This is a genomic window from Nocardioides sp. URHA0032 (assembly GCF_000620645.1).
Lineage (GTDB): Bacteria > Actinomycetota > Actinomycetes > Propionibacteriales > Nocardioidaceae > Nocardioides.
Genome location: NZ_KK211160.1, coordinates 385,022 through 397,522 on the forward strand (window position 1 = coordinate 385,022; position 12,501 = coordinate 397,522).

A 12,501-nucleotide genomic window follows, 5' to 3' on the forward strand; every position below is an offset into this window, starting at 1 on the left:
ATCAGGTCGTCCGAGAGAAGTCTGTGAAGCGCATATTCAAGGGTCCGTGGCTCTGGATCGTCCTCGCCGTGGTGGGCGTGCTGCTCGCCCTGCAGTACCTCGCCCCGAACGGCGGGTACGACGAGGTCGAGTCCTCCAAGATGGAGAGCTACATCACCAGCGGCGAGGTCAAGGAGATCACCTTCGTCGACGGCGGTGACCAGCAGATCAAGGCGACCCTCGACGACGGCAAGAAGGTGTCGTCCTTCTGGCTGGACGGCACCCAGGCCGACATCAAGAACGAGATCCAGGCGCAGGTCGACAAGGGGGCCATCGAGCAGTACAACGTCGACGTCCCGAAGCCCAGCCTGATCGGCTCCATCCTCGCGACGCTGCTGCCGTTCGCGCTGATCATCCTGCTGTTCCTGTTCCTCATGAACCAGGTCCAGGGCGGCGGCGGCCGCGGCGTGATGCAGTTCGCCAAGTCGCGCGCCAAGCTGATCACCAAGGACATGCCGAAGACGACGTTCGCGGACGTCGCCGGCTGTGACGAGGCCGTCGAGGAGCTCGGCGAGATCAAGGAGTTCCTCCAGGAGCCGGCGAAGTTCCAGGCGGTCGGCGCCAAGATCCCCAAGGGCGTGCTGCTCTACGGCCAGCCCGGCACCGGCAAGACCCTGCTGGCGCGTGCCGTCGCGGGCGAGGCGGGGGTCCCGTTCTACTCGATCTCCGGCTCCGACTTCGTCGAGATGTTCGTCGGTGTGGGCGCCTCGCGCGTCCGCGACCTGTTCGAGCAGGCCAAGGAGAACGCTCCGGCCATCGTGTTCATCGACGAGATCGACGCGGTCGGGCGGCACCGCGGCGCCGGCATGGGCGGCGGCCACGACGAGCGGGAGCAGACGCTGAACCAGCTGCTGGTCGAGATGGACGGCTTCGACGTCCGCGGCGGCGTGATCCTGATCGCCGCGACCAACCGCCCCGACGTGCTCGACCCGGCGCTGCTGCGTCCCGGCCGCTTCGACCGCCAGATCCAGGTCGACGCCCCCGACCTGTCCGGCCGCGAGCAGATCCTCCAGGTCCACTCCCGCGGCAAGCCGCTCGCGCAGGACGTCAACCTGCTGTCCGTCGCCCGGCGTACGCCCGGCTTCAGCGGCGCCGACCTCGCGAACGTGCTCAACGAGGCCGCGCTGCTGACCGCGCGCAACAACGAGAAGCTGATCACCAACCTCGCGCTCGACGAGGCCATCGACCGCGTGATCGCCGGCCCGCAGCGGCGGACCCGCCTGATGAGCGAGAAGGAGAAGCTCATCACGGCCTACCACGAGGGTGGCCACGCGCTCGTCGCGGCGGCGCTGCCGGGCAACGACCCGGTGCACAAGATCACGATCCTGCCGCGTGGCCGGGCGCTGGGCTACACGATGGTGCTGCCCGACGACGACAAGTACTCCCAGACGCGCTCGCAGATGTTGGACACGCTGGCGTACATGCTCGGCGGCCGGGCCGCGGAGGAGATGGTCTTCCACGACCCGACGACCGGCGCCGGCAACGACATCGAGAAGGCCACCAACCTCGCCCGTGCCATGGTCACCCAGTACGGCATGACCGAGCGCCTCGGGGCGATCAAGCTGGGCGACACCAACTCCGAGCCGTTCCTGGGCCGCGACCTGGGCCACTCGCGGAACTACTCCGAGGAGATCGCGGCGATCGTCGACGAGGAGACCAAGAGGCTGCTCGCGACCGCCCACCAGGAGGCGTTCGAGATCCTGGAGGAGAACCGCGACGTCCTGGACGCCCTGGTCCTCGAGCTCTTCGACAAGGAGACGCTCGACAAGGCGCAGGTCGCCCGGATCTTCGAGCCGCTGCGTCGCCGTCCCGAGCGCCCGGCATGGACCGGGTCCGACCGACGCCACCCGTCGGCGATCCCGCCGGTGGAGATCCCGCAGTGGATCAGGGACCGCACCGCCGCCCAGAACGGTCAGAACGGCCGTCCCGAGCAGGAGGCCGGCGCCGTCCTGACGCCGCCGGGCGCCGGTGGGGACGTGCACGGCGACCCCGGCGTCGAGCAGCCCAGCTCCGGCCCCGACCTGCCTTCGCACTGATATGACCGACGCGATCCGGTACGCCGACCGCGATCCGGCCGACATCCCGCCCTACGACCACGCCCGGGCGGCGGCAGCGGTGCGCGAGCTGCTGATCGCGATCGGGGAGGACCCCGAACGGGAAGGCCTGCACGACACCCCGGCCCGGGTGGCGCGGGCTTACGCCGAGCTCACCTCCGGGCTGCGGATGCGTCCCGAGGACGTGCTCACGACGACGTTCGACCTCGGCCACGACGAGATGGTGCTGGTGCGCGACATCGAGCTCTGGTCGATGTGCGAGCACCACCTGGTGCCGTTCACCGGCGTCGCGCACGTCGGGTACATCCCGGCCGAGAGCGGCAAGATCACCGGGCTCTCCAAGCTGGCCCGGCTGGTGGACGTCTACGCGAAGCGGCCGCAGGTCCAGGAGCGGCTCACGACCCAGGTCGCCGACGCGCTGATGCGGATCCTCGAGGCCCGCGGCGTGATCGTCGTGATCGAGGCCGAGCACCTGTGCATGACCATGCGCGGCGTGAAGAAGGCCGGCGCCCGCACCATCACCTCTGCCGTCCGGGGCACCATGCGCTCCAACGCGTCCACCCGCGCCGAGGCGATGGCCCTGATCCACCGGAACCGCTGACCGATAGCCTCCGGACCCATGACGACGATCCCGGTGCTGATGGGCGTCGTCAACGTCACGCCCGACTCGTTCTCCGACGGCGGCCGCTGGCTGGAGCCGGGAGCCGCGGTCGCGCACGGCCGGGAGCTGCTCGCCGACGGCGCCGACATCCTCGACATCGGCGGCGAGTCGACGCGCCCCGGCGCCACCCGTCCGCTGGTCGAGGAGGAGCTGGGCCGCGTCGTGCCGGTGATCACCGCGCTGGCCGGTGACGGCGCCGTCGTCTCCGTCGACACCATGCGGGCCGAGGTCGCCGAGGCGGCCCTCGCTGCGGGCGCGACGATCGTGAACGACGTCTCCGGCGGGCTGGCGGACCCGCGCATCCTGGACGTGGTCGCGGCACACGACGCGACGTACGTCGCGATGCACTGGCGGGCGCACGCCGACCACATGCGCGACTTCGCCGTGTACGACGGCCCGGGCGGGGTGGTCGCGGCGGTCTGCGACGAGCTGTCCGCCCGGGTGGAGGCGATCCTCGCCGCCGGCGTACGCCGCGAGCAGGTGGTGCTCGACCCGGGCCTGGGCTTCGCCAAGCGGGCCGAGCACAACTGGCAGCTCCTCCGCGACCTCGAGCCGCTGCTCGGGCTCGGCCACCGGGTCCTGGTGGGCGCCAGCCGCAAGTCCTTCCTCGGTAGGCTGCTCGCCGACAGCGGCGGGACGATGCGCCCCGTCGACCAGCGCGAGCACGCGAACACGGCGCTCACGGTCCACCTCGCCCAGCGCGGCGTCTGGGGGCTGCGGGTGCACGACGCACGAGCCGCTCGGGACGCCCTGCGCGTCCTCGAGCGCCTGGACGGGGAGGTGAGGGCGTGACCGACGAGCCCTTCGACGTGACCGCTCGTCCCTCGCGGGTCACTCAGGACGAGCCCTTCGATACGACCGCTCGTCCCTCGCGGGTCACTCAGGACGAGCTCTCCGTGACCGGCATCGAGTGCTACGGCCACCACGGCGTGTTCGAGTTCGAGAAGCGCGAGGGCCAGGTGTTCGTCATCGACCTGGCGCTCGGCATCGACACCAGTGCCGCGGCGGCTTCGGACGACTTGCAAGACACGGTGGACTACGGAAGTCTCGTGGCCTCGGTGAAAGCCGCCGTCGAGAAGGATCCGGTCGACCTGATCGAGACCCTCGCCCAGCGGATCGCGGACGTCTGCCTCTTGGACGACCGTGTTGAATGGGCGCGGGTGACGGTCCACAAGCCGGATGCCCCCATCGAGGCGACGTTCTCGGACGTCGTCCTCACGATCACCCGGAAACGTGAGGTCCCTCGTGACTGAGACCCCCAACCCGAACATCGTCGACACGGACACGCTGACCGGCGAGATGCGCCCGATCCGGCGAGCCGTGCTGGCCCTGGGGTCGAACCTCGGCGAGCGGATGGCGAGCCTCCAAGGCGCTCTCAACGCGTTGGCGGACACTCCCGACGTCTGGATCACCGCTGTGTCCCCGGTCTACGAGACGGAGCCGGTCGACTGCCCGCCCGAGGCCAAGACCTTCCTCAACGCGGTGGTGCTGATCGACACCACCCTGGCCGCGAGCCGGCTGATGGACCGCGCGCTGGCCATCGAGGACGCCTTCGCCCGCGAGCGCGGCGAGGTCCCCAACGCCCCGCGCACCCTCGACGTCGACCTGATCGTCGTCGGCGACCGGCGCAGCGACGAGCCCTCCCTGCGGCTCCCGCACCCGCGGGCCGCCGAGCGCGCGTTCGTGCTGCGCCCCTGGCTCGACGTGGAGCCGGACGCGGAGTTCCCGGACCGCGGTCGGGTGGCCGACCTCGTGGAGAAGACCGACCAGAGCGGGCTCAAGCTGCGCGACGACCTGGTCCTCGAGATCCAGTGAGCGCCGGCCCGGCCGGCGACGAGCCGTCGGGCGGCCGGCTGAGACCCACCTCCGCGGCGACCCTCACGGTGTGGGCCGTCGTCGGCCTGGTCGGTGGCTGGCTGCTGCACCCGATCGCCGCCCGGGTCCTGGACAGCGCCCCGATCGTGACCTGGGCCCAGCCGCTGGCCCTGGTGCTGGTCGCCACGATCCTCGGCGCGACGGCGTACCTCACCTGGCGCACGATGCACGTCCAGCACCAGCGGCTCGAGCCGCACCGCGCCGTCAACCGGCTGGTGCTCGCCCGCGCCTGCGCCCTGGTCGGCGCGCTGGTGGCCGGCGGGTACGCCGGCTACGCGCTGAGCTGGGTCGGCATGGACTCCGACCTGGCCTCCCAGCGGCTGTGGCGCTCGGTCGCCGCCGCGCTCGCGGGCGTTGCGATCGTCGTCACAGCGGTCGTCCTCGAGCGTGCGTGTCGCGTCCGATCCGACGAGGACGAGGCCTAACGTGGTCGCATGGCTTCCCCCCAGGCACCTGCCGCCGCCCGTCCCGGTCGGCGTCGCCAGCGCAGCACCCGGCTGACGGTCGCCGTCGCCCTCCTCCTCGTCGCCGCCGCCCTGGTCGTCGCGACGATCGCCAGCGGCTCGCTGGTGCTGGTCGCGGTCGCCGCGGCCGGCGCCGTCGTGCTCGGTGCCGCCGCCACCCGCATCACCCACTCCGAGCTCGCCCTGACCCGCCGCGAGGCCGCCCGCGACCGCGCCGAGCAGGCGCAGGCCTACCGGGAGATCACTGCGGCCCGCACCGCCGAGAACGCCGCGTTCGCGGAGTCGATGCAGGCCCGGATCCAGCGGCACGAGGCGTCGATCCACGACCTCGAGGACGCCCTGACCGCCGCCCAGGGCCGCGCTGCCGACGCGACCCGCAAGATGAACGTCGAGGCGCGCCGCGCGGACGCCGCCGAGCGCGACGGGCAGGCCGTCTCCGTCCGGCTCGCCGAGGCCGAGCAGCGGGCCGCGGACGCGGTCGTCCGGGTCGCCGAGCTCGAGCAGGAGCTGGACGTCGTCCGGGCCGAGCTGGACGTCGTCACGACCGCCTGGCACGAGGCCGAGGCCGCGCAGCGCAAGCACGCGTGAGGTCCTCCCCACGTTTCCGCCCCCCTGCGGAGCGGGCAATGGGGGACAGTGATCCCCGATCAGAACCGCTTCCAGAGCGATCCCGACCAGCTGGTCGGTGATCGGCCCGGCCTCCCCGACGGCTGGACCGTGGGGACCCCCGACCCGGCCGACCGGTTCGACGTCGCGCGGCTGACCCACCTGCTCCGCGCGCACGAGCGGCACGGCCGCGGCTGGGCGGGCTCCGGGGTCGACGACGTGCTGGTGGAGGTCTCCGAGCGGGGCCTGCAGATGCGGGAGAACGTCGTCGTGCGCGACGCGTCCGGCGAGATCCACGCGTGGGGGAGCGTCCACGACCGCTCCGCGGGGCGGATGCTGTTCGTGCACATCGTCGAGCGCGACCTCGCCGACGAGGTCGCGGACGCCTGCTCCGACGTGCTCCTGGCGTGGGCGGAGGGCCAGGCCAGGTCGGTGGGATCGGCGCGCGGCCTGCCGGCCCAGCAGATCGACACGGGCACGTTCGACGGCGACGAGCGGCAGGCCCGGTGGCTCCGCGAGGCCGGGTACGAGAAGGTGCGTCGCTGGTGGCAGATGAGCCGCCCGGTCAGCCCCGACGAGCGGGACCTGGTGCCCGACCCCGACCGCTGGGAGACCGGCGGCGTGGTGTTCCGGCTGGTCGGACGCAGCGGCGACGGCATGCCGGACCACGACGACCTGCGCGAGGTGCACGACGTCCTCGAGGGCGCGTTCGTGGACCACTTCAACTCCAGCGAGGAGACCTTCGAGGAGTTCCTGTTCCGGCTCCGCGAGGACCCCGGCCACCGCTGGGACCACTGGTGGCTGGGCGAGCTGCTCGACGGTGACCGACCGCAGCCCGTGGGCGCGCTCATCGGCACCGTCTCGGAGAGCTCCACGGGCCCGGACGGGTCCTACGTCTCCTACCTCGGCGTCCTCGAGGCCGCCCGCGGTCGCGGGGTCGCCAAGGGACTGCTCCGCACGATCATCGCCGACGCCGCCGCCCGGGGGCGGGACCGGGTCGGGCTCGAGGTCGACGCCGACTCACCCACCGGCGCCGCTGGGCTCTACGCGTCGATGGGCTGGACGACGAAGTACGCCACGGAGTCCTGGCACCGGGACGTGCCGGTCAGCTGACGGTGGCCATCTCGGCGAGCGCGGCCCGCAGTGCCCGGTGGACGCCGTTCGGCGTGAGGACGCCGACGAACTGCGCGTCGCGCTTCACCGCGACCATCCCCCGGTCGTCGCGAAGCAGCACGGTGAGCGCCTCGCCCAAGGTGGTGTCGATGTCGATCGCCGCACCGAGGTCGCCGACGCTCACGCCGTCCAGCGGCTCGAGGTGTGCGGGGTCCAGCGGGATCACCTGGAGCCGCCGCAGCCCGGTCGTCGAGCCGACGAAGTCGGCCACGAAGTCGTCCGCCGGCCGGCCCAGCAGCCGCGCCGGAGTGTCGTACTGCGCCAGCCGTCCGCCGGCAGCGAACACCGCGACCCGGTCGCCGAGCCGGACCGCCTCGTCGATGTCGTGCGTGACGAACACGACCGTCACGCCCAGCTCCGCCTGGAGCCGGAGGAACTCGTCCTGGAGCCGGAGCCGGACCAGCGGGTCGACCGCGCCGAACGGCTCGTCCATCAGCAGGACGGGCGGCCTCGCCGCGAGCGCGCGGGCGACGCCCACCCGCTGCTGCTGTCCACCGGAGAGCTGGTGGGGGTAGCGGTCGGCGTACCGCGCGGGATCGAGCCCGACCAGCTCCAGCAGCTCGAGCGCCCGCTCCCGGGCCGTCGCCTTGGACTCGCCGTGGAGCAGCGGCACGGTCATCACGTTGGCGAGGATCTTCTGGTGCGGGAAGAGCCCGACCTCCTGGATCACGTAGCCGATGTTGCGGCGCAACCGGACCGGGTCCTCCCCGGTGATGTCCTGGCCGTCGATCTCGATCCTGCCGGAGGTCGGCTCGATCAACCGGTTGATCATCTTCAGGGTCGTCGACTTGCCGCACCCCGACGGCCCGACGAGGCAGACCAGCTCGCCCCGCCGGACGTCGAGGTCCAGCTCGCGTACGGCGACGGTGCCGTCGTCGTACGTCTTCCCGACTCCGGAGAGCCGGATCATCGGCTCGTTCAGAGCAGTCCCTTGTCCTCGAGGAACTGCTGGGCGACGTCCTCGGGCTTCTTGCGCTCGAGGTCGACCTGCACGTTCATGTCGGCGAGGTCCTCGGTGGTCAGCGCCGCGGACAGCTGGTTGAACACGTCCTCCAGGTCGGGGTTGGCGTCGATGAAGTCGCTGTTGACCGCCGGGGTGAGGTTCTGGGCCGGCTGGATGCCCTTGTCGTCGTCGAGGAGCACCAGGCCGAGGTCCTCGAGCGTGCCGTCGGTCGTACCGGTCTCACCCAGCTGCACCTCGCCCTTCTTCACGGCGTCCTTCACCTGCGCGCTGGCGAAGTCCAGCGGCACGATCTCCTTGATGTCGAAGCCGTAGGTCTTGGTCAGCCCACCCGCGCAGTCGGAGCGTCCCTCGCAGTCCGGCGGCGCGCCGAGCTTGATCGGCTGGTGCATCGCCGCGAAGTCGGACAGCGTGGTCAGGTCGTTCTGGTCCGCGAAGTCCTTCGTGACGAAGAAGGCGTTCTGGTCCGTGGCGTCCGACGGCGGCAGGATCGAGATGCCCTTGGCCTCGGCCAGCGGCTTCAGCGCCTGCAGGGTGGCGTCCGGGTCGTGGCTGGAGACCAGGGGGGCATCGGCGCCGTTCGCCTCGCTGTTGAGGAAGTCGGTGAGGCCCGCGAGGTAGTCGGGGACGATGTCGACCGAGCCCTTGCTCAGCTCGGGCAGGTAGACGTCGCGGGTCGTGACCAGCTTGGTCTGCACGGTGTAGCCGGCGTTCTCCAGCACCTTCTGGTAGATCGCGGCCATGATCTGGCTCTCGGTGAAGTCCTGTCCGCCGACGGTCACCGAGCCCTTGTCGGCGCTGCCGGTGCTGTCGCCCGAGCCCGTGTCCTCCAGCGAGTCGCTCCCGCCGCACCCGGCCGTCGCGAGCAGGAGCGCTCCGGCCACCATCCCTCCGAGTACGCGTCCGATGCGCATGGGCGCCACCACCTTCTGTGTCCCGCGGGAATCCCCGCGCGTGTCCGATGGGCGCCCGTACGGCACCCGCTGTCTGACCCTAACGCGGACCACCGACAGCCGTCGGTGACGATCTGGTGACGGAGACCCGCGCACGACGCATCGGATCGGCGTAGCGCTGGACCAGGGCCATCGTCGCCTCCAGGACCAGTGCCCCGAGCGCGACCAGCACGGCGCCCGCCACCACCTCGTAGGTGCGGTGGTTGGCGAAGCCGCGCGTGATGATCCGGCCCAGCCCGGGACCTGCCACGAGGGCGGCGATCGTCGCCGTGGCCCAGACCTGCACCAGCGCCACCCGCACGCCGGTCATCACGACGGGCATCGCGAGCGGGAGCTCCACCGAGCTGAACACCTTGGCCCCGTTCATGCCCATCCCGCGCGCCGCCTCCACGGCACCGGGATCGACCTCCACCACGCCGACGTACGCGTTCGTGATGATCGGCGGCAGGGCGAACAGCACCAGGGCGATCAGCGTCGCCAGCCCGGCCCGGCCGTAGGGTCCGAACTGCTCCGATCCCACCGGTCCGAGGGCGAGGACCAGCAGCACGGCGAAGACGGGTACGGCGCGCCCGACGTTGGTCACGTTGACCGCGAGCGTGCCGCCGTGGTGGCGGTGGCCGAGGTAGAGCGCGAGCGGCAGCCCGAGCACCATCGCGATCAGCAGCGCGGTCACGGTGAGCAGCAGCTGCTGGACCATGAAGGTGCCGATGCCGGTCGACCCGGACCAGTTCGACCCGTCGGTGAGGTAGGAGAAGACGTCACCGAGCACGGCGCGTCCAGGGGGTGAGCAGGCGCTGGACCAGCACCAGGGCGAGGTCGAACGCCACCGCGAGCACGACGCACAGGACGCTCGCGGCGAAGATCTGAGCCTTGAACTGGTTGCCGACCGCGAGCAGGAGCAGGTTGCCGAGGCCGCCGTACGACACGATCGAGCCCACGGTGACGAGGGCGACGGTCGAGACGGTCGCGACCCGGATGCCGGCCATGATCACCGGCAGCGCCAGCGGGATCTCGATCTGCAGCAGCATCCGCCTGTCGGAGTAGCCGATGCCGCGCGCCGACTCCTTCACCTCCTCCGGCACCGAGCGCAGACCGGCGATCACGTTGCGCACCAGGATCGTCAGCGAGTACAGCGCCAGGCCGATGATCACGGTGGTCGAGGTCAGGCCGGTGAACGGCAGCAGCAGCGAGAACAGGGCCAGCGATGGGATCGTGTAGACGATCGTCGTGCCGCCGACCACGGCGGTCTCCAGCGTCGGGTTGCGGCGGGCAAGCAGCCCGAGGGGGATCGCGATGAGCAGCCCGGCGAGGACCGAGACCACGGTCAGCCAGATGTGCTCGACGGTGGCGTCGACCAGCTCGGGACGGTAGTCGTGCCAGTACTGCGCGCAGATCCAGTCGTTGTCGACGTAGCACTGCGGCACGTCGTCCACGAGAGCGAGCACGGGCTGACGCTACTCCCGGATCTCGAAGTCGCGTAGTGCCAGCGCCACGGGGTCCACGCTGCCGGTCTCGATCACGGGGACGTCGATGCGAGCGCCCGACCCGGTGTGGACCTGGGGGACCGGGCCGCCGATCCGCGCGACGTACTCCATCACCGCGGTCGCGTCGTCCCGGCGGCCCATCTGCACCAGCCAGCCGGTGAGCCGGTGCACGGGCGGAAGCCCGGAGTGCACCAGCGACCGGGTGCCCCAGAACTCCCGCACGCCCGCGACCAGCAGGTCCCACCACTCGTCGGAGCAGCCCGGGATCTCGGTGAAGTAGCGGTGCAGGTCGCCGGCGAGCACCCGATCCACGAAGACCTTGGTGACCTTGTCCGAGCCGAAGCCGGTCACGGTGGCCAGGGACATCCGCTTGGTCGTCCAGCGGTCCCGCAGGTCGTCGAGCGAGGAGCGCTGCTGGGTGATCGAGGAGCCGTCGTACCGGATCCGCCAGTGGTAGACGACGTCGGGCACCACGCCGAAGCGTCGCGCCCGGACGTACGCCGCGGTGGTCGTCGGCTGGTCCTCGTAGCGGATGCCCTCCGGCCAGGACAGGCCGGCGTTGTCCCAGAAGTCGCGCCGGTACAGCTTGTTCCACGCGAACACGTCGCCGAGCAGCTCGGGATGCTCCTCGACCACCACCGCCGCGCGCTGCCGGTGCAGCCGCCGCATCCAGGGCAGCTCGGCCAGCGTGTGGCCGTCCCAGCGCGCGACCGACCCCGTGACGAAGTCCGCGCCGGTGCGCCGCATCTGCCGGTGCAGCACGGCGTACGCGTCCGCGGGCACGACGTCGTCGGAGTCCGCGAAGGCGAGCAGCTCGCCGGTCGCGTGCCGAAGCCCCTCGTTGCGGGCGGCACCGAGACCGCGGTTCTCGACGTGCACGACGCGGACCCGGGGGTCCCGGGCGGCGTACTCGTCCGCGACGGCGCCGGAGCCGTCGGTCGACCCGTCGTCGACGACGACCACCTCGAGGGCGGGGTAGGTCGCGCCGAGCACGCTGTCCAGCGCCTCGGGCAGGTACGCCTCGACGTCGTACACCGGCACGACCACGCTGATCAGCGGTGAGCGGCGCCCGAACTTCATGGGGGAACGCTATCGACCGTAGAGTGCGACAGCGTGAGCGCCGAGCCAGCAGCCGACCCGTCCACCGTGGACCGCAGCGACGTCGACCCGTCGGCCTACCCGCGGAAGGTGCTGTTCGTCGCCGGGGCCGGCCGCAGCGGCACCAGCACGATGGCCGGGCTGATGCAGATCATGGGCCTGCACGTCCCCCTGCCCGAGGTGGCTGCCGACGAGACGAACCCCAAGGGCTTCGGCGAGCCGCAGTGGGTGGTCGAGAACCACGACCGGCTGCTCAAGGAGTCCCTGGTCCAGGTCAGCGACGCGCGCCCGGACGCGTGGTTCGAGACCGGGCGCGTGTCGACCAAGGAGCAGGAGCGGATCCGCGCCGCCGAGTGGCTCGAGGGCCACTTCGCGGTGAACCCCGAGCTCGTCGTGAAGGACCCGCGGCTGAGCTGGTTCCTCTCGTTGTGGCGGGTCGCCGCGATCCGGACCGGTGCGACCCCGGTCTTCGCGACCATGCTGCGCCCGCCCGCGGAGGTGGTCGGCAGCAAGCAGACCTACTACAAGAACCGGCTGGGCTCGGCGCACCTCGCGGCGTCCTGGCTGAACATGCTGCTGCACACGGAGCGGGCGACGCGTGAGTCCGTGGCCGACGGCGGCCGCGTGTTCGTGCGGTACGGCGACCTCCTCGACGACTGGACCAGGGTGGTGATGCGGGTCGGCGAGCAGCTCCAGCTGGAGCACGTCATGCACGCGCGCAGCGAGGCGATCCGCAACGGGCACCGCTTCGTCGACCCGAACCTGCGCCGGATGAGCCAGACCCTCGACGACCTCGGACTGCCGCCGCGCCTGCACGAGCTGACCGCCCAGACGTGGGAGGAGCTCAACAAGCTCGCCGAGCCAGATGGCGACACCGCCGAGGTGCACGCCGCCCTCGACCAGCTCCGCGAGGGGTACGTCGACCTCTACGAGGAGGCGGAGGCGATCTCGGCCTCGTCGGTCGTGGCCGCCGAGCAGAAGGTCCGCAAGCAGCTCAAGGGCGGCGCGAAGCCCGCGCCGGCTCCGGCCGCGTCGGGCGCGGACAGGATCCCGCACGGCGTCCGCGCTGCCGTGCCGGCGCCGGTGCGCCGGGGCATCCGCAAGATGCTCGGCAAGAGCCGATGAGGCGGGGC

The 12,501-nt window shown here is 71.6% G+C and carries 14 protein-coding genes; 9 read left to right on the forward strand and 5 right to left on the reverse strand.

Annotated elements, in window-relative coordinates:
- Window positions 1-23 precede the first annotated feature (23 nt).
- From ftsH to N538_RS0120030, 8 genes are all read left to right on the forward strand, one after another.
- Window positions 24-2,075, forward strand: coding sequence for an ATP-dependent zinc metalloprotease FtsH (ftsH, locus tag N538_RS26455; protein WP_036571378.1), 2,052 nt, complete (start codon window positions 24-26; stop codon window positions 2,073-2,075).
- A 1-nt stretch (window position 2,076) separates the two neighbouring features.
- A complete protein-coding gene (gene folE / locus N538_RS0120000) occupies window positions 2,077-2,694 on the forward strand; it encodes a GTP cyclohydrolase I FolE (RefSeq protein WP_028638767.1) in 618 nt (205 codons plus the stop codon).
- 18 nt (window positions 2,695-2,712) lie between these two features.
- Complete coding sequence (gene folP / locus N538_RS0120005) at window positions 2,713-3,546, forward strand: dihydropteroate synthase (protein ID WP_028638768.1); 834 nt, start codon at window positions 2,713-2,715, stop codon at window positions 3,544-3,546.
- A 104-nt stretch (window positions 3,547-3,650) separates the two neighbouring features.
- Window positions 3,651-4,007: a dihydroneopterin aldolase gene (folB, locus tag N538_RS0120010; protein WP_028638769.1), complete on the forward strand. Its 357-nt coding sequence runs from the start codon at window positions 3,651-3,653 to the stop codon at window positions 4,005-4,007.
- A complete protein-coding gene (folK, locus tag N538_RS0120015) occupies window positions 4,000-4,569 on the forward strand; it encodes a 2-amino-4-hydroxy-6-hydroxymethyldihydropteridine diphosphokinase (RefSeq protein ID WP_028638770.1) in 570 nt (189 codons plus the stop codon). The genes folB and folK overlap by 8 nt, the downstream gene beginning before the upstream one ends.
- On the forward strand, window positions 4,566-5,054 hold the full coding sequence (locus tag N538_RS0120020) for a DUF3180 domain-containing protein (RefSeq protein WP_028638771.1): 489 nt from the start codon (window positions 4,566-4,568) through the stop codon (window positions 5,052-5,054). Before folK ends, N538_RS0120020 begins: the two co-directional genes overlap by 4 nt.
- 9 nt (window positions 5,055-5,063) lie before the next feature.
- On the forward strand, window positions 5,064-5,681 hold the full coding sequence (locus tag N538_RS0120025; RefSeq protein WP_028638772.1) for a hypothetical protein: 618 nt from the start codon (window positions 5,064-5,066) through the stop codon (window positions 5,679-5,681).
- A gap of 48 nt (window positions 5,682-5,729) precedes the next feature.
- Complete coding sequence (locus N538_RS0120030; protein WP_155992288.1) at window positions 5,730-6,812, forward strand: GNAT family N-acetyltransferase; 1,083 nt, start codon at window positions 5,730-5,732, stop codon at window positions 6,810-6,812.
- Here the strand turns inward: N538_RS0120030 and N538_RS0120035 are convergent.
- The 5 genes from N538_RS0120035 to N538_RS0120055 form a co-directional block, all read right to left on the reverse strand.
- Window positions 6,805-7,782, reverse strand: coding sequence for an ABC transporter ATP-binding protein (locus N538_RS0120035; protein ID WP_028638774.1), 978 nt, complete (start codon window positions 7,780-7,782; stop codon window positions 6,805-6,807). The two genes, N538_RS0120030 and N538_RS0120035, sit on opposite strands and share 8 nt — an antisense overlap.
- 8 nt (window positions 7,783-7,790) lie before the next feature.
- Window positions 7,791-8,747 (reverse strand): ABC transporter substrate-binding protein, encoded by a 957-nt coding sequence (locus N538_RS0120040; RefSeq protein ID WP_028638775.1) that lies wholly within the window; start codon window positions 8,745-8,747, stop codon window positions 7,791-7,793.
- 79 nt (window positions 8,748-8,826) lie between these two features.
- Entirely contained in the window at window positions 8,827-9,555 is a 729-nt protein-coding gene (locus N538_RS0120045; protein WP_028638776.1) for an ABC transporter permease, read from the reverse strand.
- The gene (locus tag N538_RS0120050; protein ID WP_197025407.1) at window positions 9,545-10,231 is read right to left on the reverse strand and encodes an ABC transporter permease; all 687 of its coding nucleotides are present in this window, start codon (window positions 10,229-10,231) and stop codon (window positions 9,545-9,547) included. Before N538_RS0120050 ends, N538_RS0120045 begins: the two co-directional genes overlap by 11 nt.
- A gap of 9 nt (window positions 10,232-10,240) precedes the next feature.
- A complete protein-coding gene (locus tag N538_RS0120055) occupies window positions 10,241-11,350 on the reverse strand; it encodes a glycosyltransferase family 2 protein (protein WP_028638778.1) in 1,110 nt (369 codons plus the stop codon).
- 33 nt (window positions 11,351-11,383) lie between these two features.
- On the opposite strand from N538_RS0120055, the gene N538_RS0120060 reads away from it, so the two are divergent.
- Window positions 11,384-12,493, forward strand: a complete 1,110-nt coding sequence (locus N538_RS0120060; RefSeq protein ID WP_028638779.1) for a sulfotransferase family protein — start codon at window positions 11,384-11,386, stop codon at window positions 12,491-12,493.
- Window positions 12,494-12,501 lie beyond the last annotated feature (8 nt).